The sequence below is a fragment of the Streptomyces sp. ATCC 21386 genome (genome assembly GCF_018728545.1).
Lineage (GTDB): Bacteria > Actinomycetota > Actinomycetes > Streptomycetales > Streptomycetaceae > Streptomyces.
In genome coordinates, this window is record NZ_JAAVVL010000001.1 from 9,836,205 (window position 1) to 9,856,319 (window position 20,115).

The 20,115-nt window shown below is 70.0% G+C and carries 15 protein-coding genes and 2 pseudogenes; 10 read left to right on the forward strand and 7 right to left on the reverse strand.

All coding sequences use genetic code 11. The features are described from left to right. Positions 1-121 precede the first annotated feature (121 nt). Positions 122-1,948 carry an acyl-CoA dehydrogenase gene (locus GWK25_RS42365; protein ID WP_215457024.1) on the reverse strand — a complete coding sequence of 609 codons (1,827 nt, stop codon included), beginning with the start codon at positions 1,946-1,948 and terminating at the stop codon, positions 122-124. Positions 1,949-2,098: 150 nt separating this feature from the next. On the opposite strand from GWK25_RS42365, the gene GWK25_RS42370 reads away from it, so the two are divergent. Further along, entirely contained in the window at positions 2,099-2,593 is a 495-nt protein-coding gene (locus tag GWK25_RS42370) for an SseB family protein (protein WP_184906245.1), read from the forward strand. Between the two features lie 214 nt (positions 2,594-2,807). Further along, on the forward strand, positions 2,808-3,785 hold the full coding sequence (locus tag GWK25_RS42375; protein WP_215457025.1) for a pirin family protein: 978 nt from the start codon (positions 2,808-2,810) through the stop codon (positions 3,783-3,785). 80 nt (positions 3,786-3,865) lie between these two features. Here GWK25_RS42375 and GWK25_RS42380 read toward each other — a convergent pair. Together GWK25_RS42380 and GWK25_RS42385 are read right to left on the reverse strand one after the other, a co-directional pair. Continuing rightward, positions 3,866-5,009: pseudogene (locus tag GWK25_RS42380) on the reverse strand (IS30 family transposase). 185 nt (positions 5,010-5,194) lie between these two features. Then, entirely contained in the window at positions 5,195-5,635 is a 441-nt protein-coding gene (locus GWK25_RS42385) for an ankyrin repeat domain-containing protein (protein ID WP_215457026.1), read from the reverse strand. A 432-nt stretch (positions 5,636-6,067) separates the two neighbouring features. Between GWK25_RS42385 and GWK25_RS42390 the strand changes: the two genes are divergently transcribed. The 5 genes from GWK25_RS42390 (at position 6,068) to GWK25_RS42410 (ending at position 11,185) form a co-directional block, all read left to right on the forward strand. After that, the gene (locus GWK25_RS42390; RefSeq protein WP_215457027.1) at positions 6,068-6,352 is read left to right on the forward strand and encodes a hypothetical protein; all 285 of its coding nucleotides are present in this window, start codon (positions 6,068-6,070) and stop codon (positions 6,350-6,352) included. 103 nt (positions 6,353-6,455) lie between these two features. Further along, entirely contained in the window at positions 6,456-6,743 is a 288-nt protein-coding gene (locus GWK25_RS42395; protein ID WP_215457028.1) for a lactococcin 972 family bacteriocin, read from the forward strand. Between the two features lie 158 nt (positions 6,744-6,901). Then, positions 6,902-9,019 carry a bacteriocin-associated integral membrane family protein gene (locus GWK25_RS42400; RefSeq protein WP_215457029.1) on the forward strand — a complete coding sequence of 706 codons (2,118 nt, stop codon included), beginning with the start codon at positions 6,902-6,904 and terminating at the stop codon, positions 9,017-9,019. 43 nt (positions 9,020-9,062) lie between these two features. Continuing rightward, complete coding sequence (locus GWK25_RS42405; protein ID WP_215457030.1) at positions 9,063-9,731, forward strand: ABC transporter ATP-binding protein; 669 nt, start codon at positions 9,063-9,065, stop codon at positions 9,729-9,731. Then, positions 9,728-11,185 carry a glycosyltransferase family 39 protein gene (locus GWK25_RS42410; protein ID WP_215457031.1) on the forward strand — a complete coding sequence of 486 codons (1,458 nt, stop codon included), beginning with the start codon at positions 9,728-9,730 and terminating at the stop codon, positions 11,183-11,185. Before GWK25_RS42405 ends, GWK25_RS42410 begins: the two co-directional genes overlap by 4 nt. 67 nt (positions 11,186-11,252) lie before the next feature. Here the strand turns inward: GWK25_RS42410 and GWK25_RS42415 are convergent, their stop codons facing one another. Continuing rightward, positions 11,253-13,427, reverse strand: coding sequence for a SpoIIE family protein phosphatase (locus GWK25_RS42415; protein ID WP_215457032.1), 2,175 nt, complete (start codon positions 13,425-13,427; stop codon positions 11,253-11,255). A gap of 469 nt (positions 13,428-13,896) precedes the next feature. Between GWK25_RS42415 and aspS the strand changes: the two genes are divergently transcribed. Both aspS and GWK25_RS42425 read left to right on the forward strand, forming a co-directional pair. Then, positions 13,897-15,660: an aspartate--tRNA ligase gene (gene aspS / locus GWK25_RS42420; protein ID WP_033530534.1), complete on the forward strand. Its 1,764-nt coding sequence runs from the start codon at positions 13,897-13,899 to the stop codon at positions 15,658-15,660. Between the two features lie 390 nt (positions 15,661-16,050). Further along, positions 16,051-16,731: a GPP34 family phosphoprotein gene (locus tag GWK25_RS42425; RefSeq protein ID WP_215457033.1), complete on the forward strand. Its 681-nt coding sequence runs from the start codon at positions 16,051-16,053 to the stop codon at positions 16,729-16,731. Between the two features lie 122 nt (positions 16,732-16,853). Here the strand turns inward: GWK25_RS42425 and GWK25_RS42430 are convergent, their stop codons facing one another. Both GWK25_RS42430 and GWK25_RS42435 read right to left on the reverse strand, forming a co-directional pair. Next, positions 16,854-17,576 carry a hypothetical protein gene (locus GWK25_RS42430; protein ID WP_215457034.1) on the reverse strand — a complete coding sequence of 241 codons (723 nt, stop codon included), beginning with the start codon at positions 17,574-17,576 and terminating at the stop codon, positions 16,854-16,856. Positions 17,577-17,611: 35 nt separating this feature from the next. Further along, positions 17,612-18,238, reverse strand: coding sequence for a pathogenesis-related family 1 protein (locus GWK25_RS42435; RefSeq protein ID WP_251829283.1), 627 nt, complete (start codon positions 18,236-18,238; stop codon positions 17,612-17,614). Between the two features lie 328 nt (positions 18,239-18,566). Between GWK25_RS42435 and GWK25_RS44425 the strand changes: the two are divergent. Next, positions 18,567-18,695: pseudogene (locus GWK25_RS44425) on the forward strand (carbohydrate-binding domain-containing protein); the annotation flags it as partial. Positions 18,696-18,926: 231 nt separating this feature from the next. On the opposite strand, the gene GWK25_RS42445 reads toward GWK25_RS44425, so the two are convergent. After that, positions 18,927-19,778: a CAP domain-containing protein gene (locus GWK25_RS42445; RefSeq protein ID WP_215457035.1), complete on the reverse strand. Its 852-nt coding sequence runs from the start codon at positions 19,776-19,778 to the stop codon at positions 18,927-18,929. Positions 19,779-20,115: the final 337 nt, after the last annotated feature.

Consider the following 20,115-nt stretch of genomic DNA (forward strand, 5'->3'; position numbering starts at 1 on the left):
AGGGCCCACTCCCTGGGGACGGGAGCGGGCCCTCGTGGTGAGCGTGCGGAGGGGGAGGCGCCGGACGGACGGGCAGGGTCCGTCCGGCGCCATGACCGGGGTGCGGCCGGGGACGGGCAGGCTAGAACGCCGCCTCGTCCAGCTCCATCAGGTCCAGGTCGACGCCCTCGGAGATCTTGCGGGCGAGGGTGACGCCCGGGAGGACGTTGGACGCGAAGAACTTCGCCGCCGCGATCTTGCCGGTGTAGAAGGCCTTGTCCTTCGCCGAAGCCGTCTCCAGCTTCTCGGCGGCGACGGCGGCGCCCTTGAGGAGCAGGTAGCCGACGACGACGTCACCGGAGGCCATCAGCAGGCGGGTGGTGTTGAGGCCCACCTTGTAGATGTTCTTGACGTCCTGCTCGGTGGCGGCGAGGTCGGTGAGGAGGAGGCCGACGATGGCCTCCAGCTCGACGGCGGCCTTGGCGAGGTGCTCGCGGGCGCCGTCCAGCTGCTCGCCGCCCTCCCCGAGCGCCAGGAACTTCTTGATCTCCTCGGCGAGGGTGTTCAGCGCGGCGCCCTGGTTGCGGACGATCTTCCGGAAGAAGAAGTCCTGGCCCTGGATCGCGGTGGTGCCCTCGTAAAGGGTGTCGATCTTGGCGTCGCGGATGTACTGCTCGATCGGGTACTCCTGGAGGAACCCGGAGCCGCCGAAGGTCTGCAGGGACTGGGCGAGCTGCTCGTAGCCCTTCTCGGAGCCGTAGCCCTTGACGATGGGCAGGAGCAGGTCGTTCAGGGCCTCCAGGGCGGAGACGTCCTCGCCCGCCGCTTCCTTGACCTGGATCTCGTCCTGGATGGAGGCCGTGTAGAGGACGAGGGCGCGCATGCCCTCCGCGTACGCCTTCTGCGTCATCAGCGAGCGGCGGACGTCGGGGTGGTGGGTGATGGTGACCTTGGGCGCGGTCTTGTCCATGAAGTTCGCCAGGTCGGGGCCCTGGACGCGCTCCTTGGCGTACTCCAGCGCGTTCAGGTAGCCCGTGGAGAGCGTGGAGATCGCCTTCGTGCCGACCATCATGCGGGCGAACTCGATGATGCGGAACATCTGGCGGATGCCGTCGTGCTTGTCGCCGATCAGCCAGCCCTTGGCCGGGTGGCGGTCGCCGAAGGTCATCTCGCAGGTGTTGGAGGCCTTGAGGCCCATCTTGTGCTCGACGTTGGTGGCGTAGACGCCGTTGCGCTCGCCCAGCTCGCCGGTCTCGAAGTCGAAGAGGTACTTCGGGACGAGGAAGAGCGACAGGCCCTTGGTGCCGGGGCCGTGGCCCTCGGGGCGGGCGAGGACGTAGTGGAGGATGTTCTCCTCCATGTCGTGCTCACCGGAGGTGATGAAGCGCTTGACGCCCTCGATGTGCCAGGAGCCGTCCTCCTGCTGGACCGCCTTGGTGCGGCCGGCGCCGACGTCGGAGCCCGCGTCGGGCTCGGTGAGGACCATCGTGGAGCCCCACTGCTTCTCCACGGCGACCTTGGCGATGTGCTTCTGGACCTCGTTGCCCTCCTCGAAGAGGATGCCGGCGAACGCGGGGCCCGAGGAGTACATCCAGACGGCCGGGTTGGCGCCCAGGATCAGCTCGGCGAAGGCCCAGATCAGGGAACGGGGCGAGGTGGTGCCGCCGATCTCCTCGGGCAGGCCGAGCCGCCAGTACTCCGAGTCCATGAAGGCCTTGTAGCTCTTCTTGAAGGAGGCCGGCACCGGGGCGGTGTTCGTCTCCGGGTCGAAGACCGGCGGGTTGCGGTCGGCGTCCGTGAAGGACTCCGCCAGCTCGTTCTCCGAGAGCCGGGTCAGTTCCTCCAGGATGCTCTTGGCGGTGTCCGTGTCCATCTCCGCGAACGGGCCGGTGCCGTACAGCTTGTCGCGCCCGAGGACCTCGAAGAGGTTGAACTCGATGTCGCGGAGATTCGACTTGTAGTGCCCCATGGCGACGGCTCCGTAAGAAAGAGATGGCGAGGCACTGGATCCTCGCACCGGTTCACGTACCAACTAGTAGCTTGTATGTCGATGATGCTACCCATCAGTAATAAGAAGCAACCCCGATCGGGTCATCTGTGACTCGTTACGCTTTGCCGCATGTACGGCTACGACCAGAGCGCCGGCCCTCAGCAGCAGTACGCCCCGCCGCCGCAGCAGCAGATGCCCGGGCAGATGCCCGGCGGCCAGATGGGGGGCGGATACGGGCAGCAGCCACCCCTGTACCCGGAGCCGTCCCCGCCCTCCCTCGCGGACGCGGTGCGGGCCTTCACCACCGGGCAGATGGCGGCGGAGGACTTCCAGCAGGTCTTCGCGTCGTCCAAGGTGTACTGCCCACGCGGGGACAACCCCGGGTTCCTGGCGCTGCACAACACCCAGCAGCCGGTGATCCCGATGTTCACCTCGCTGAAGGAGCTGCGTCGGTACGCCGGCAAGGAGTCCAAGTACTTCGTGATCACCGGTGCGGAGGTGATCGATCTGCTGCCGACCGGGTACGGCTTCGTCCTCGACATGGAGGGGGAGCACCGGATGGTCTTCGACGCGAAGGCCGTGGAGCAGATGGTGGAGTTCGCGATGCGGCGGATGTACGGATAGCTCCGCTGGTTGGGCCGGGTTCCGGGTCCGGGGCGGTGGGCTGCGGTTCGTTGCGGAGTGCGGGGCCGTGGGGGTTGTTCGCGCGGTTCCCCGCGCCCCTTCGGGGCGAGCCCAGGGGTGCGGCCCTGGTGGGAATGCCGGGCGGCTTGTGTGCTGTTGAGGGTGGCAGGAAGTTCAATAGTCAACTAAACTGAGCGCACAAGGAGGTACCGACATGCCCGCTGTGACCGTCGAGAACCCGCTGATCCTGCCCCGTGTCGCCGCACCGACCGACGCGGTGGCCCGACCGGTGCTCGCCGTGACGACCGCGCCCAGTGGGTTCGAGGGCGAGGGCTTCCCGGTCCGCCGGGCGTTCGCGGGGATCAACTACCAGCACCTCGACCCGTTCATCATGATGGACCAGATGGGCGAGGTGGACTACGCGCCGGGAGAGCCGAAGGGCACCCCCTGGCACCCCCACCGCGGCTTCGAGACCGTCACCTACATCATCGACGGGGTCTTCGACCACCAGGACAGCCACGGCGGTGGCGGCACCATCACCAACGGCGACACCCAGTGGATGACGGCCGGTTCCGGCCTGCTCCACATCGAGGCACCGCCGGAGTCGCTCGTCATGTCCGGCGGTCTGTTCCACGGCATCCAGCTGTGGGTGAACCTCCCGGCCCGGGACAAGATGATGGCCCCCAAGTACCAGGACATCCGCGGTGGTCAGGTCCAGCTGCTCACCACGCCCGACGGCGGCGCGCTCCTCCGCGTCATCGCCGGCGAGCTGGACGGTCACGAGGGGCCGGGCATCACCCACACCCCGATCACCCTGCTCCACGCGACCGTCGCGCCGGGCGCGGAGATCACCCTGCCGTGGCGGGAGGACTTCAACGCCCTCGCCTACGTCCTCGCAGGTCGGGGCACCGTCGGTGCGGACCGGCGGCCCATCCGCCTCGGGCAGACGGCGGTCTTCGGCGCGGGCTCCTCGATCACCTTCCGCGCGGACGAGCAGCAGGACTCCCACGCGCCCGACCTGGAGATCGTGCTCCTCGGCGGACAGCCGATCCGTGAGCCGATGGCCCACTACGGCCCGTTCGTGATGAACACCCGCGAGGAGCTCCAGCAGGCGTTCGAGGACTTCCAGAAGGGCCGGCTGGGGACGATCCCGGCGGTCCACGGGATGACCGAGGACGGCTTGCAGGCCTGACCTCGACCGTGCCTCACCCAGGAAGGCCCCGCTCAAGGTCCGGCGGATTCCAGGGGTCGTCGCAACACGTGGTCGGTTGATCAGGCCGCGAGCAGTTTATGCAGGCGCTCGGCTGGGGTTTCCCAGTCGAGCGTTTTGCGTGGGCGGCTGTTGAGCTCGGCGGCGACGGCGGCCAGTTGCTCGGGCTCGTGAACGGACAGGTCGGTGCCCTTGGGGAAGTACTGCCGCAGCAGGCCGTTCGTGTTCTCGTTCGAGCCGCGCTGCCAGGGGCTGGCCGGGTCGCAGAAGTAGACCGGGACGTCGGTGGCGACGGCGAACTGGTGATGGGCGGCCATCTCCGAGCCCTGGTCCCAGGTCAGGGACTTGACCAGGTGCCGTGGCAACGTCTGGACGGTGCTCTGCAGGGCCGTGCTGACGTCTTCGGCGCCGCGGCCGCCCGGCAGGTGGACAAGCATCACGTAGCGGGTCGCCCGTTCAACCAGGGTGCCGATGGCGGAGGCACCGTCCTTGCCGATGATCAGGTCGCCTTCCCAGTGGCCAGGAACGGCCCGGTCGGCAGCTTCTGGGGGCCGTTCACTGATCATGACCACGGGATGGGAGAAACGCGGCTGCCGGGCGGCTGCCTGGCGGTGCGGCCTGCGTCGGGCCCGTCCCGTGCGCAGTGCTCGGGCCAGCTCGCGCCGGAGTTCCCCGCGGCCCTGGACGCAGAGGGCCTGATAGATCGTCTCGTGGACCACGTGCATCTCCGGCCGGTCAGGGAACCGTCTGCGAAGAGCGTGACAGATCTGTTCAGGACTCCACCGCATGGCCAGGTGAGCCTGGATGAAGTCCCGCAGCTCGGGGTTCTGGCCGATCTTGCCGGGCTTGGGCCGGGACCGGCGCCGATCGGCCCGGCGTTGTGCAGCGTGGGGACGGTAGGCGGGCCCACCGGGTGCGGTCACCGCGCAGCGGCATGCCGTTGCGGCGTATCTCCCGGCTGATCGTGGACGGGCTGCGGCCCAGTTCGGCGGCGATCGTGCGGACGGACGCCTTCTCCCGTAGCCGGTCGGCTATGTGGATGCGCTCGTCCTCACGCAGATACCTCGTCGACGAGGGCTCGGGCTCCTGCTCCGCCAGAGCAGGAGCCCGCCGCCGCTTCGGGTGGGTCCGGCCGTTTCGCCACTCGCGGCCGGTCCGCTCATGAACGCCGACGCGTCGGCTTGCCTCTCGGTTGGTCAGCCCCATCTGCACGAGCCGGAAGTATTCCTCCCGCTCGGCCCGGAGCTTCACAGGCCCCTGAGCCTTGCGAACCTTACGGATCTCGAAGTCCATCGCACCCCTTGAGCTGGGGTGTTGCGACGACCACTAGAACCGAAGTCCCCCACCGGGCGGGGCCTTCGTGCGCGTCAGGGCAGTGAGGAGTGCGGCGGTCAGGGCCGCGCGGCGTGCTCGGAGGGTGCCGCTCCCGCCGCGATCAGGAGGGCGGCGGTCTCGGGGTGCGGGCCCGCGTTCGCCCAGTCCAGGGGGGAGAGGCCGGCACCCTGGTCTTCCCGGAGTCGCGGATCGGCCCCATGGGCCAGCAGTTCCCGCACCGTCTCCGTGTGCCCCCAGCACGCCGCAGCGCACAACGGGGTGCCCTCCGCGCCGACTCCGCCGCTCTCGGCGTCGGGGGAGGCACCCGCGTCCAGCAGCAGGCGGACGATCTCGGCCTTGCCGCTCACGGACGCCTCGTACAGCGCGGTCGTGCCCTCGCCGTCCGCCCGCTCGGGGTCGGCACCGGACCGCAGCAGAGCCCGCACGCGGGCGGTGTCGCCCAGCAGAATCGCCTCGAAGAGATGACCGGAGAGCTTCTTCTGCCGCCGTTGCTTCATGGGGTGGAGGCTAGCGGACGGGCGCGGAACGAGTCATCCGAATTCCGCCCCCCGACGGCCTTGGCCGCTTTACGGGCGGTCTCCGCGCCCGAAAGAGAAAAGGTCGTAAATGCGGCGCAGCTTCTCCAAACGGGCACCGGATGTCTGTCAGGTTCCATGGCATCGGGGTGATCACGATCACCCAATACGGACTGGATAAAGTCTGTCGGCGTCGCATAGGTTCTGGCACGTCCACTCGGTCGGTTGACCTCCGAGGCGGGTGGATTCCACGGGGGTGGAGAACATCACTCAGATCCCACGTTGGCTTTTATTGTCAACGTGATTCGGCATGCCCGCAGCAGCGAATGCGTGTCCGCAGCAGTGGGGTGAGGTGTGCTGCAACACCTCACGACCCGCCCCCGTCGTGTGAACGCGAAACGGGGAGAAGAACTCATGCGCAGAATGCTCGTCGCCGGTCCGCTCGTCACCGCCGCCGTCGCGGTGGTGATTCCCCTGAGCGTGGCCGTTCCAGCAGAAGCCGCGCGTGGCTGGACCGCGCACTTCCAGTGCACCAAGAAGCGCATTTCGGATGACACCGCCCATGGCTTCGTCCAGGGGCACGGCACGGGCAAGACGGCGTCGGAAGCCAAGAAGGCGGCCAAGAAGAACGCCAACGACCAGATGCCCCGCGGCTACCGCGCCAAGCACTGCACCGAGAAGTCGGTCAAGAAACTCTGAAGCGCTGGTTCAGCGCCCTCCGAACATTTCTTCAGCGGCACTTCGCAACGGATTCGCGAGTGCCGTCGAGCAAGCATGCATCGAAAGTGAGTCAACTGTGCGTATGAAGAACGGCCTCAAGGCCGCAGCCGCCGCGGGCGCCATTGTCATGGCCGTCGCCACGCCCGCGCTGGCCAAGTCGGTCGATGTCAGCGGCGGCCGCTGGAGCTATGACGTCGGCGCGAACTACGCGTACTCGAACTTCTACCACAGCGTCAACTACCACTCGTCCTCCGTTCACGGCAGAAGCTGGGCCTACAGCGGCTGCACCGCGAACAAGAAGTGGTCCAAGGCCTCGGTGGAGAAGTCGACCATTCACGTCAACAGCGCCCACTACGACGCGGCCTGCTGACCCGATTCCGTAAGCGGCTCCGAGCCGGTGACCGACCGGCCGGGGGAGGCTTTCCCATTCCCTCGGCCAGTCGGTTTCGGCCTCGCATTCCGCATCCGCCGCACGGCCGACTGTTTCAAGAGATGCGCGCTCCTCAAGCGCCCGAACCTAGGTGATCGATGCTCCACCGAGGTATCAAATTCGTCCATGCCGCCGTGCTGGTCACCTCCGCGATGATGGCTTTCCTGTTCGTGCGAGGGCTGGACGAGCAGGTGGTGCTGGGCAGTTCGGCTCAAGTCTGGGTGTTCGACTCCGACGACTCGGTGAGCGGCGCCCGGGTCGCCCGGGAGATCGTCGCGTTCTCGGCCGATCACCACGTCTCCGTGGCCCGTGAGGTCCCCGACGCGAAGAATCCCGACGGACTCCGGCACCTCTATTTGACCTCGGGCGATCCGCGATCCGACGCGGCGTCATGGCTCGACGGCGGCTACCCGGCGTTCAGCAGGCACGTTGACACGGACGTCCACCCGATCGCCGAGGTCGGACAGCGTGACCCCCGTGGCTTCTACTACGTCTTCGGGACGCCCGAGGCCGCCGACGCACTGGTGGCCCGGTTCGGCGAACTCGGCCTGCGCGCGAGTGTGCAGAGGCCTCTCTCCGCCGACGAACTGGCCGTTCTCTTCGCGGGTGACGACCTGTTCTGGTCCCTGTGGGTGGTGGCCCTCGCCGCGGCGACGATGACCGGAGCGAGCGTCCTGCTGAGCGCGAAGGCGTACGGCGTCTTGCGCCTGCAGGGCAAGTCCCTGAGGGACATCCTCGTACGGGACCTCGGACAGCTCGCGGGGGCCTGGGTGATCGCCGCCGGCGCGGTGGCCGGCGTGGCCCTGGTCTTCCTCGGCCTCTACAACGGTCTGGCCTGGCTGGGGCTGTTCACCTCGGTGGCCGCGGTCCTCACCGCTCTGCTCGTCCTGTCGGTGGTGGTCACGCACGCGGCCGCGCTCGCCCTGACTTCCAAGGTCGGCGTGCTGCGCGCGCTGAAGGGCGAGATACCGGCCCGGGCGGCGCTCGTCGCCACCTACCTGATCCGTGTCCCCGCGCTGCTGCTCGCACTCGCTGTCGCCATGGACGTCGTCCTGTCCGGCCAGAACGTCCTGGCACGTCAGGACAGCCAGGACACCTACGCCCGGGCGGGCGACGCCGTCACCATCCGGCTCAACGGCAGCCTGGTGGGCGAGCAGGAGCAGATCATCCGGGAGGTGGGCCGGTGGCTGCGCCGGTCCGACGCCTCGGGCGAGGTGGTCGTCGTAGGCCGCCGGGATCTCCAGGACGTCTCCTCCGACGCCCGCCTCCCGCAGGGCGAACTGCTCGTCGTCAACGAGACCTACCTCGACGAGCAGCCGGTTCTCGACCCGGCGGGACAGCGGTACTCCGCGACGGCGCGGAGTGGGAGGCGGACGGACACCGCCACGGTGCGGCTCATCGTCCCGGAATCCATGGCCCACCACACGGCGGACATCCGCTCGGGGATCCCCGACCTGTTGGGCCGCCTGAGCCCGGCCACCCGTCGGAACCTGAAGGTGACGGCGTCGAGGGCGAAGGACGGTCAGCGGCTCTTCGGCTACAACCCCGGCAATCTGAGCCCCAACATGGCCCACAGCCCGGAAGACGACCGGTCCTTGGTGCGCGACCCGGTCCTCGTCGTGGTTCCCAACGGTTCGGAACTCCTCACCGACGACACCTACACGGCCTTCGCCAGCCAGGAAGGGATCGTCTTTCCCGACCCGGACCACGTGCTGAACGCCATCACGTCGGACAAGGACGTACTGCAGACGTACGTCACCTCCGTGCGCCCGGTCGGACAGAACGCCGCGCTGAAGCTGAGGGAAGCGGTGAACGACTTCCGTCTGCAGCTCTTCGATCTCCTCGCGGTCGTGGCTGTGCTCCTCATCACCGGAGTCGGCGTCTGCGTGATCCATACGCGTCGGCGTTCCCAGACTATCTTCGCGCGGCACCTCAGCGGTTGGAGATTCACGGCGAACCACCGCTTCATCCTCTCCTCGGAGGCGGTTGTCGCGGTTTTCCTCGCCTGCTGGGTTCCGGTCCGGGTCTGGCAGCAGAACCAGGAACTGGAGGAATTCACCTCCCGCGGAATCCCCGCGCCTTTCCCGGAGGTCCGGACGACCGGATGGGACGCCGCTGCCATCGGCGGTCTCGTCGCCGTCGAAGTCTGCGCCGTCTTCCTCGCCCTCTGGGTGTTCCACCGCCGCATCGTCAAGGAGAGGGCGGCCGACCTATGAGCCCGAAGCAGACGCATGGCTTCACCAGAGCAGGAGCACCGTTGTGATCGAAATAGTGAAGCTGTCGAAGACCTTCGGAACCCGGACTCTGTGGTCCGATGTCACCGTCACGGCCGAATCCGGTCGGCTGCTCGCCCTGGTGGGCCCCAGCGGATCGGGCAAGTCCACCCTCCTCAATTGCGTCGGCCTTCTCGACACGCCGACCGCCGGAGCGATCCGTCACGAGGGCGACGACATCACGCGATTCAGCCGGCAGGAGGCCCGCCGGTTCCGTCGCGATGTCCTCGGCCATCTCTTCCAGAACTACGCCCTGATCGACAACGCCACGGTCACCGAGAACCTGAAGGTCTCCCTCAAACCGCGGCGGGCCCTGCGCGGGAACACCGATGCGACCGTCGCCGAAGCGCTGGAACGGGTCGGTCTGGCGGGCCGGGAAAAGGAAATGGTCCACCACCTCAGCGGCGGCGAACAGCAGCGGGTGGCACTCGCCCGGCTCATCGTCAAGAAACCGTCCCTGGTACTCGCCGACGAGCCGACCGGCGCATTGGATCGCGCGAACGCCGCCGTGGTCATCGACGTGCTCCGGGAAATGAGCGATGCCGGATGCACCGTGATCATCGCCACCCATGACGACGACGTCCGTGACCGATGCGACTTCGTGTTCGCCGTCCGGGAAAAAGAGCTGTCGACGACATCCCGAATACCTTCATGAACTCCTCCCCAGCCGCTCGGCCGGTGCCGAGGTGGCGGCGTCTGCCACTCTGGTCGATCCCGTTCCTGTGGACGCTCCTCTTCGGTCTGTGGGGGCTCTCCCGGCAACACAGCGCGTGGCGGGACGAGGCCGCGACCTGGCAGGTGGCCCTGCGGTCGGCCGCCGACATCTGGCACATGCTGGGTCAGGTCGACGCCGTGCACGGGCTCTACTACCTGCTGATGCACGCGCTCTTCGAGTGCTTCGGACCCGGCACCACGACCTTGCGGCTGCCCTCCGTACTGGGCACGGCGGTGGCGGCCGCCTGTGTGACGGTCATCGGCCGCAGGCTGGCCGGAGTCGGGGCGGGCCTGGGAGCCGGGCTGGTGCTCGGGCTGCTCCCGGCCGTGCAGTTCTACCTCCAGGAGAGCCGCCCGTACGCACTGGTCGCGGCCGGGGCGGGCATCTCGACACTGCTGCTGGTGAGCGCGCTCCGGCGGGGGCGGGTCGACTCGGGCGCGCCCTGGGTGGCGTACGGGGGCGTGGTCCTGCTGTGCGGGCTGCTGAACTGGCTGTCTCTGCTGATCCTGCCGGCGCACGCGGCGACCCTGGTGTGGACGCGGGTGCGGCGGCAGACGTGGACACGGTGGGCGACGGCCTCGGCGGTCGCTGTGGCGGGCGTTCTGCCGTTGATCCTGTTCAGCCGGCGGCAGTCCGCCCAGGTGTCCTGGATACCGCCGCTGACCTGGCACATGCTGATCGGTCCCGCCGTCCTGCTGGCGATCGGCGGACTCGGGGCCCTGCTGGAGAGACCGAGGGCGGGACGACTGTCGGTGTCGGCGGTCGGGCTGCCGCTGCTCGCGGTGCCGCAGCTCTCCCTGATCGGCATCTCCCTGGTTCGCCCCCTGTTCCTGGATCGCTACATCCTCTTCAGCATGCTGGGCCTGGCACTCCTCATCGGGGCAGGACTGAACGCGGTGTTGCAGGCCACCGGTCCGCGGTTCCCGGTGGCGTCGCCGTGGCTCGTGCCGGTGGTGCTCGCTGTCGTGGCGGTGGCGCTGCTGCCGCAGTCGCTGGCCAAGCGGTCCCCTGCGAGCCGGGTGGACGACGTCCTGGCGGTCGCGGCGGACGTACGGCGGCTGAGGCAGCCCGGGGACGCGGTCCTCTTCGTACCGGCGGCCCGACGTGACACCGCGCTGGTCTCCCCCGGCGACTTCGCCGGGCTGCGGGACATCGCGCTGGCGCGGAGCCCGGTGAGCTCCGGGACATTGAAGGGTGAGGAGGCCGGTCCGGCCCGGATACGGACGGCGATGCTGGCGCAGCGGCGGATCCTGCTGGTCACCGACGCGTCCGGCGTGGCCCGGCCGTCCGCGGGGCGGGACAAGGTGAAGGCCGCCGTACTGAAGGAGCACTTCACGGTGGTCGCGGACGAGGAGGTCCGGGGGCGACGGCTGGTGGTGTACGAACGGGTGTGAGTGGAGTCGGTGTCGCGGACGGTGGGGGCGGGGCGTACGGGGGCCGGTGCGAGGGCCCAGGAGTGGCCTAGGAGTGGCCCAGGAGTCGTCGTTGCGTCTCGTCCGGCGGAGCCGTTTCGTGGAGTTCGCACCAGATGCTCTTGCCGTCGCCGCGGGGGTCCACGCCCCAGGCGTCGGCGAGCACGTCCATGAGGACGAGGCCGCGGCCGGAGGAGGCGAGTTCACCGGGGTGGCGTTTGTGGGGGAGGTCGTCGCTGGCGTCCGTCACCTCGATCCGCATCCGGCGCTTGCCGCTCTCGCCGGTCATCTCGGCGACCAGCAGCGCGTCCGCGTCGGTGTGGACGAGGACGTTGGTGAGCATCTCGGAGACGAGGAGCACGGCGGAGTCGACCTGGTCGCCGGAGGTCCAGTCGTGCAGGAGCTCGCGCACCTGCTGACGGGCACCGGCGATGCGCTCGGGCTCCGCCTGGGCGACGGTCAGGGCGGTGCGGCGGGTGGGTGCTGGTGCGGAGGTGGCGCCGGCGCGTCCCTCACTCTCCCGGCACAGCAGCAGCATCGCGATGTCGTCCTCGCGCCGGTCGGCGAGCGGGCCGGGGGTGTGGTGGGAGGAGGGGCCGTGCACGCCCCGCACGAGGGCGTCGGCCAGGGCCTCCAGGCCGTCGGAGGGCGCGAGGTCGGCGCCGTCGCTCTCGTGCGACTCCAGGATCGTGCGGATGCGGCGCCAGCCCGTGTCGAGGTCGTGGCCGCCGGTCTCGATGAGGCCGTCGGTGCACAGGAGGATGGTCTCGCCCGGCTCCAGCACCAGCCGGGTGGTGGGGTAGTCGGCGTCGGGGTCGATGCCGAGGGGGAGGCCGCCCGGGGTGGGCCGGACGAGCACCGTTCCGTCGGCCATGCGGACCACCGGGTCGGGGTGCCCGGCGCGGGCGATGTCGAGGACGCCGGAGGCCGGGTCGACCTCGACGTAGAGGCAGGTCGCGAAGCGGAGGTCGGGGTACGCGTCGGCGGCGGAGTCGGTGATGCCGTGCAGGAAGCGCGAGGCGCGGGAGAGGACGGCGTCGGGGCGGTGGCCCTCGGAGGCGTAGGCCCGCAGGGCTATGCGGAGCTGGCCCATCAGACCGGCGGCGCGCACGTCGTGCCCCTGGACGTCACCGATGACCAGAGCGAACCGGCCGCTCGGCAGGGCGATCATGTCGTACCAGTCGCCGCCGACCTGGAGTCCGCCGCCGGTGGGGACGTACCGCGCGGCGACGCTCATGCCCGGTATCTCGGGGCCCAGGGTGGGCAGCATCGTGCGCTGCAGGCCGTCGGTCAGTTCACGCTCGGTCTCGGCCGCGCCGGCGCGGGAGAGGGCCTGGGCGAGCATGCGCGCGACGGTGGTCAGGACCGAACGCTCGTCGGGGGTGAAGGTGACGGGGTGGGTGAAGCCCGCCATCCACGCGCCCATCGTGCGGCCGGCGACGGTCAGCGGCAGGAACGCCCAGGACTGGCGGCCGAACTGTTCGGCGAGCGGCCAGGCCGTGGGGTAGCGCGCCTTGTAGTCCTCGGGGGAGGAGAGATAGACGGCGCGGCCGGTGCGGACCACCTCGGCGGCCGGGTAGTCCGTCTCCAGCGGCATGTGGGTGAAGGGGCCTTCGTCACCCTGTTGGTGCCCGTGGTGGCCGATGACGGTGAGGCGGTCGGCCTCGACGCCGAAGACCGCGAGCCCGTCCGGTGAGAAGCCGGGCATCGCCAGGCCCGCCGCGACCCGCAGCACCTCGGCCGTGGACCGCGCCTCGGCCAGCGCCCGGCCCGCGTCCAGCAGGAACGCCTCGCGCGAGCGCCGCCAGTCACCCGTGACGGACGGCCCCCGGGCGGCGGTCGCCGGGGAGGGCTCGGTGACCTCCTGGATGGTGCCGATCAGCTCGAAGGACTTGCGCACCGGGTCGAAGGTCGGCTTGGAACGGCTGCGGATCGTACGGATCACCCGGCCCCGTTCGTCCATGACCCGGATCCGCACCTCGGCGAGGGTGTCCTCGGCGGCGGCGAGCTGCACGACCGAGACGATCTCGTTCCAGTCGACGGGGTGCAGCCGCGAGCGCGCCCCGGCCTGGGTGAGGGTCGTCGGCTCGGCGGGCAGCCCCAGGAGCCGGGCGGCCTCGGCGTCCAGCGTGACGGTTCCGGCAGCGCTGTCCCAGGTCCACAGTCCTGTCGCGAGGGCGGACAGGACGTCCCCCACTGCGGGAGGGGGCTCACCAGTGCGCATTGACCCACTCTAAGAACAGCTGATCGGACCGTGCCACCGAAGCTGTACCGAGCACCGGGCGGTGCCGGAAGCCATGACGCCCATGAGCCGTGAGGACCAGGACGGAGCCATGACGAGAAACCACGACCGGCGGCGACGGAGGTGACGGCAATCGACGCTAGCGACAGTAACCGCTTGCGGTCCTGCCCATGGCTATGACGGTGCGTATCCGGTCAGGAATGGCCGCCGCGTCGTCGCGGGCCCTCCGTGACGACCCCGCTCGACGGTAAGCGCTGGAGGTTCTGCCCCCGGGGTTGGATGCCCCGGCCCCCTGGGGAGCTGGAGGTCCCGGCACTCGGGGAAATGGTGGGGAGGCGATCTCGGGGTGGCCGGTACCCTTGGCGTTGTTTCACGTGAAACAACGGCCGAGGGAACACCGGCCGTGAAACACCCGCCAGATCCCCGATCAGCGAAGGCTGGATGAACGACGATGCATCGGTACAGGTCCCACACCTGCGGCGAGCTCCGCGCCTCTGACGTCGGCACCGACGTCCGGCTGAGCGGCTGGCTGCACAATCGGCGCGACCTGGGCGGCATCCTCTTCATCGATCTCCGCGATCACTACGGCATCACGCAGCTGGTGGCCCGCCCGGGCACCCCGGCCTACGAGGCGCTGGACAAGATCTCCAAGGAGTCGACCGTCCGGGTCGACGGCAAGGTCGTCTCGCGCGGCGCCGAGAACATCAACCCGGACCTGCCCTCCGGCGAGATCGAGGTCGAGGTCGGCGAGGTCGAGCTGCTCGGCGCGGCCGCCCCGCTCCCCTTCACCATCAACACCGAGGACGGGGTCAACGAGGAGCGGCGCCTGGAGTACCGCTTCCTCGACCTGCGCCGCGAGCGCATGCACCGCAACATCATGCTGCGTACGGCCGTGATCAGCGCCATCCGTCACAAGATGACGGCCCTCGGCTTCAACGAGATGGCGACGCCGATCCTGTCCGCCACCTCCCCCGAGGGCGCCCGCGACTTCGTCGTGCCGTCGCGCCTCAACCCGGGCAAGTTCTACGCCCTTCCCCAGGCGCCGCAGCAGTTCAAGCAGTTGCTGATGATCTCGGGCTTCGACCGGTACTTCCAGATCGCGCCCTGCTTCCGCGACGAGGACGCGCGCGCGGACCGTTCGCCGGGCGAGTTCTACCAGCTCGACGTGGAGATGTCCTTCGTCGAGCAGGAGGACGTCTTCCAGCCCATCGAGAAGCTCATGACCGAGCTCTTCGAGGAGTTCGGCGGCGGGCGGCACGTCACCTCGCCCTTCCCGCGCATCCCGTTCCGTGAGGCGATGCTCAAGTACGGCTCCGACAAGCCGGACCTGCGGGCCCAGCTGGAGCTGGTGGACATCACCGATGTCTTCGAGGGCTCCGAGTTCAAGGCGTTCGCCGGCAAGCACGTGCGTGCCCTCGCGGTGCCGGACGTCTCGGCCCAGCCGCGCAAGTTCTTCGACCAGCTCGGCGAGTACGCGATCGAGCAGGGCGCCAAGGGTCTGGCCTGGGTCCGGGTCGCCGAGGACGGTTCGCTGTCCGGCCCGATCGCCAAGTTCCTCACCGAGGAGAACGTCGCCGAGCTGACCAAGCGGCTGTCGCTGGCCGCCGGCCACGCGGTCTTCTTCGGCGCGGGCGAGTTCGAAGAGGTCTCGAAGATCATGGGCGCGGTGCGGGTCGAGGCCGCCAAGCGCGCCGGGCACTTCGAGGAGGGCGTCTTCCGGTTCTGCTGGATCGTCGACTTCCCGATGTACGAGAAGGACGAGGAGACCGGCAAGATCGACTTCTCGCACAACCCGTTCTCCATGCCGCAGGGCGGTCTGGAGGCCCTGGAGACCCAGGACCCGCTGGACATCCTCGGCTGGCAGTACGACATCGTCTGCAACGGCGTCGAGCTGTCCTCCGGCGCGATCCGGAACCACGAGCCCGACATCATGCTCAAGGCCTTCGAGATCGCGGGCTACGACCGTGACACCGTCGAGGAGCAGTTCGCCGGCATGCTGCGCGCGTTCCGTTTCGGCGCCCCGCCGCACGGCGGCATCGCGCCGGGCGTCGACCGTATCGTCATGCTCCTCGCCGACGAGCCCAACATCCGCGAGACCATCGCCTTCCCGCTCAACGGCAACGCCCAGGACCTGATGATGGGTGCGCCGACGGAGCTGGAGGAGGCGAGGCTGCGCGAGCTGCACCTGTCGGTGCGCAAGCCGCAGCCGAAGTAACGCAAGCGAAGTAACGCAAGCGAAGTAACGCAAGCGAAGGAAAGCCTTTTAGGAGCGCTTTTCCGGAGGAGCCCGCAGAGGGGCCTGGAATCGTCCGTCGATTTCAGGCCCCTTTCGCGTGTGCGGGAAAAGCGGGCCTGGCGCGCGGGGTTTTCCACGGGGAGAGCGAAGGCGGGCACGGTTCGAGGCCGCCAGGAGCCGACCGGCGAGACGCGCTGTCCACGCGGCCTCTGGCGGGCGGAAGTCCGGCCGGCCCTCCAGCGCGGCGAGCAACTCGGTCACCGCCGCCTCGTGACCGTCCAGGCGGAAGGGGGCGCCGTCGTACCGCTCCAGTCGGCGACCGCCGTCCTTGTTCGGAACTCACGGTCGGCCGCACACGTCCTATGGATCATGACCATGTCGATCGACTCCACTCCCGCGCCGGTGCCCGTCCCCACGACCCTCGGGGAGGAGATCCTCCTCCTCTCGCTCGACGACACCACGGGTGAGGCCCGGCTCCCCCTGCGGACGCCCTACGCGATCGCGGCGGCGACCCTGCTGGAGCGGACCCTGTCGGGTGCGGGCGCCGGGGCCGAGGGAGCCGAAGACGCCGAGGGGTCCGGTGGGCACGGCGGGGTGGGCCTGCCGGACGACGTCGGGAAGTGGATCCACGAGAACAGCACGGCGGAGTACGAGGCCGCGCTGCGGGGTGTCCTGGACAAGGGGCTGATCCGGGAGGAGAAGCGCCGGGTCCTGCTCGTCTTCCGCACGACGCGGTATCCGGAGGCCGACGGCACGGTGGAGTCGGCCCTGCGCGGGCGGCTGGCGGAGGTGGTGCTGGAGGGCGCCGAACCCGATCCCCGGACCGCGGCCCTGATCAGCCTGCTCCACCACGGTGACCTGCACTCCCTCGCCTTCCCGGAGGCCGACTCCGAGGACTCACCCGTACGGCGGCGTATGGCCGACATCGCGGAGCGGCACTGGGCAGACCCCGCCCTGCGCCGGATGGCCGAGACCGCGGCGGCGACGGCGGCGGCGCTCACGGCGGCGGCGATGGTGACGACGGTGGTGGTGATCACGACGGTGACCTGAGGATCACGTGCGTGGGGGGCGGTGCGTGCCTGTGGTGCGGGTGCGGGGCGGGGGCGCGTCCGTCGTGGGTCTTCGCGCGGTTCCCCGCGTCCCTGAAGGGGCTCTGGCTCAGGAGGGTCCCGTCATTCGGGTTCCTCCTCCGGTGGGGACGTCAGGGCCTCCTCTTCCATGAGGCGTTCGGCGATGTCGTCGGCCCAGGTCTGGGCCCAGCGGCGGAGTTCCAGGACGGCGTCGGAGTCGAGGCCGTGGCGAGCGAATTCCCGGTCGTCGAGCCACTCGGTGCCCTCCAGCCGGGCCTGGAGGTCGGCCAGGTCGAACGCGGTGGACGTGGCGGAGGTGTGGCGGCGGGCCAGTTCCTCCAGTTCGACGACCGTCCAGTGGGCGGTGGCCGCGTGCACGGCGATCAGGTCGCGGGCCGTGCCCCGGTCGGCCACGGCCCGGACCCTCGTGCCGACCACGTCCTCCAGGGAGAGGGCGAGGCCGAGCGGAGTCTCCACCGGCGGGTGCCAGAGGGTCTCCTTCAGGAGGTCCAGGACGCGTTCCTCCTCCGTGGTGGGGTCGGTGACGAGCAGGCGGGAGCTGAGCGGGGCCGTCTCCACCGTGCGCACCAGCCAGCCGCGTTCCGTGAGACCCGCGTGGACCGCGGCAGCGATCTCCTCCATCGGCGCCGCGTGTTCCGTCGCCGCCTCCAGGTCCCGGCCGGACGGCCGCGCCTCGACCAGCCCGTGGGCCTGCGCCGCGTGATCGCCGGTGAGGGCGAGCCCGTAGGGGGCGCCGACGGCCAGCACGTCGTCGAGGAGCTGCTGGAGCTGTTCGGGGAGGGGTGCGGATGGGGGCGGGACCATGGAGGGATTATCACGGCCCCGCGGTCTCTCCCCGGTCAGTACGGCCGTCGGCCCACCCAGTTCCCCGGCGGGTCGAAGTTGGCCACCACGTACGTCCAGCCGTTGCCGCACCTCGCCTTGGCCGCGCCGACCCGGGTCGAGCCACGCCAGACCAACTGCGTGTAGTGCAGGCACTCCCGGTCGTTGACGCAGGAGTTGGAGGGTCGGTCGTAGTCCGGCTTCTCGTCGAGCCAGAGGCGAGCCGCGTCCGCCAGCGAGTAGCGGGGGTCCGAGCCCTTGGCCAGGTTCTCGCCGTAGCGGCTGTTCGAGTGGATGAGCGCGCAGTCGGCGACCCGCACCCTCGCCCAGGAGCGGGCCTGCGCGGCGACGGACTCGTCCCAGACCAGCGGGGGGACGCCGACGTCAGCCCGGGCCTGGTTGACGACCGTCAGGAAGCCTCTGATCTCGGACTTCGGCACGGTCGGGGTGGCCGCCGCCACCGATCCGGCTTCGGTCACCTCGACGCCGGTCACTCCGGTCACCCCAACCACTCCGGCACCGGTCACCCCGGCCGCCGTCGCCGTGAGCGGGGTGATCGTCTCCACGACCGGGGGCCGGGGGCCGACGGCCTGGGCCGCCGCCGACGTGAGCGCCAGCGTCGCCGCCGCGGTCGCCGCGGCCATTGTCCGCGCTCCGTCCCGTCGCACCACTCGTGCCTCCTTCTGCTCCGACTCTTCAACCTCTTCAACTGCCTTACCGGCGGAGCTACTTGTAGGGCAGGACGGGCGCCGGACGGGCGGGGACCGGATCAGCTGCCACCCCATCGGGGGAATCGGAGCAGGGAGGGGTTTCGGCGCCCGTGGGACCCGTCGGGCCCAGGCCATTGCACCGTGACCTCCGGGCGGACGCCCGCCGGGACGGTCCGATCGGAGGGCGGAGGGGCCGACCGAGCAGGCCTCGCAGCGCGGCCGGGTTCACCCGCCGTCGGCCCGTGGAACGGAGGACGCGGGGTGCATCGCCGTCGCGGGCGGCACGGTCTCCGTCGCCGCGGGCGGGGACGCCGTGGACGCCGCCACCGACGTCGCCGTCACCGGCGGCGAGCTGACCGTGCGCGCCGTGGCGTCCGACGACATCTCGGCGCACGGGCTGAAGGAGGGCGGCTTCGGCGGCGGTCCCGGCGGCGGAGGCGACGACCGGGGCAGTAGGGGCAGTAGTGGCGGCGGGCCGCTGCGGGGCGGCCCGTGGTGCCGGACCCCGGTGACCCCGTCCGTGTTGGTGGGCCCGGCGGCGCTTCCCGCCCGCCGGGCCCCGGTGCACTCGTGCTCGTACGCGATGCTCGGACGCTCGTCGGCGGACGGGGGCGCCCGGTGGCTACGCGGGTGTGCCGAAGTTCTGGGTCCAGTAGTTGCCCGGCTGGGCCAGGCCGATGCCGATCTCCTTGAACCCGCAGTTGAGGATGTTCGCCTTGTGGCCGGGGCTGTTCATCCAGCCGTCCATGACGCTCGCGGCGGTGCCGTACCCGGCGGCGACGTTCTCGCCCGCCGAACGGAAGGAGTACCCGACACGGGAGAGCCGCTCACTCATGTCCGAGCCGTCGGAGCCGGTGTGGGACATGTTCTGGTGGTCGGCCATGTCCTGACTGTGGTCCTGGGCCGCCTTGGTGAGCTTGGCGTCCACGGTCACCGGCGAGCAACCCGCCTTCTGCCGTTCGGCGTTGACCAGGTTCAGCACCTGGGCCGTGGGGCCGGACGCCGTGTTGCCGGAGGAAGTGGCGGGAGCGCGGTCGGCCTGGGTGGCCTTCGGGGCCGGCGGCGGCGTGGTCCTGGCCGGGGTCTTGGCGGCCTCGGGTGTGGACTTGGGCTTCGGGCTCGCGGACTTGGAGGGAGACGCGCTCGCCTTGGCCTTGGAACGGGACGGACTCGGGGAGTTCTCCGGAGTGACCGGGGTCCTTTCGGCGGAGGGCGTCGCGGATGCGGAGGGGGTGCGCGAGGGCTCGGGAAGACCGGCGTCCGCCTTCTGCCCTCCCCACCACGAGGAGGCCACACTGCTCCAGTCGCCCGGCCCGACACCGCCGACCCACGCGGCCGTCGGGATGCCCACGGCGCCCGCGGCCACCACGAGAGCGGTGGCGACGGCTATCTTCCGGCGCGTCGACCTGGGCTGCCGCGCCGCCGACCGTTTCGTCTTGCGGCGGTGGCTGTTCGTTCGTCTCGTGCGTGACATGCGTGGCCTCACTGAATGGTCCGACTTCGACGCAATCGACCCCTTGGCAGGCCGTGGCCTCTGGTGAGCCCGGTCATTATGGAGACCCCTGACCGCACTGGGCAACGAACACGTGTGCTGCACCCGGGGCGCCTCGACGGGGCCCTCGGAGGGGGTGGGGGAGCACCCGTCCCGGTGGGCCGTCAGGTGCTCCCCGTGCCCGAACCCGCCCTGGGAACAGGCGGAAAGCCGTTTCTCCCGACAGCGTCGGCGCGGGCGTCTCCGGGCCGGACGACCAGGGGGATTCGCCTTCTGTGCGGCAAATGCCGGATGGGGCTTCGAGGGTCGGCATTTGTCG

Coding starts and splice junctions, on each gene's coding strand:
- GWK25_RS42365 (WP_215457024.1), bottom strand. CDS start 1,948: ATGGGGCACTACAAGTCGAATCTCCGCGACATCGAGTTCAACCTCTTC.
- GWK25_RS42370 (WP_184906245.1), top strand. CDS start 2,099: ATGTACGGCTACGACCAGAGCGCCGGCCCTCAGCAGCAGTACGCCCCG.
- GWK25_RS42375 (WP_215457025.1), top strand. CDS start 2,808: ATGCCCGCTGTGACCGTCGAGAACCCGCTGATCCTGCCCCGTGTCGCC.
- GWK25_RS42385 (WP_215457026.1), bottom strand. CDS start 5,635: ATGAAGCAACGGCGGCAGAAGAAGCTCTCCGGTCATCTCTTCGAGGCG.
- GWK25_RS42390 (WP_215457027.1), top strand. CDS start 6,068: ATGCGCAGAATGCTCGTCGCCGGTCCGCTCGTCACCGCCGCCGTCGCG.
- GWK25_RS42395 (WP_215457028.1), top strand. CDS start 6,456: ATGAAGAACGGCCTCAAGGCCGCAGCCGCCGCGGGCGCCATTGTCATG.
- GWK25_RS42400 (WP_215457029.1), top strand. CDS start 6,902: ATGCTCCACCGAGGTATCAAATTCGTCCATGCCGCCGTGCTGGTCACC.
- GWK25_RS42410 (WP_215457031.1), top strand. CDS start 9,728: ATGAACTCCTCCCCAGCCGCTCGGCCGGTGCCGAGGTGGCGGCGTCTG.
- GWK25_RS42415 (WP_215457032.1), bottom strand. CDS start 13,427: ATGCGCACTGGTGAGCCCCCTCCCGCAGTGGGGGACGTCCTGTCCGCC.
- aspS (WP_033530534.1), top strand. CDS start 13,897: ATGCATCGGTACAGGTCCCACACCTGCGGCGAGCTCCGCGCCTCTGAC.
- GWK25_RS42425 (WP_215457033.1), top strand. CDS start 16,051: ATGACCATGTCGATCGACTCCACTCCCGCGCCGGTGCCCGTCCCCACG.
- GWK25_RS42430 (WP_215457034.1), bottom strand. CDS start 17,576: ATGGTCCCGCCCCCATCCGCACCCCTCCCCGAACAGCTCCAGCAGCTC.
- GWK25_RS42435 (WP_251829283.1), bottom strand. CDS start 18,238: ATGGCCGCGGCGACCGCGGCGGCGACGCTGGCGCTCACGTCGGCGGCG.
- GWK25_RS42445 (WP_215457035.1), bottom strand. CDS start 19,778: ATGTCACGCACGAGACGAACGAACAGCCACCGCCGCAAGACGAAACGG.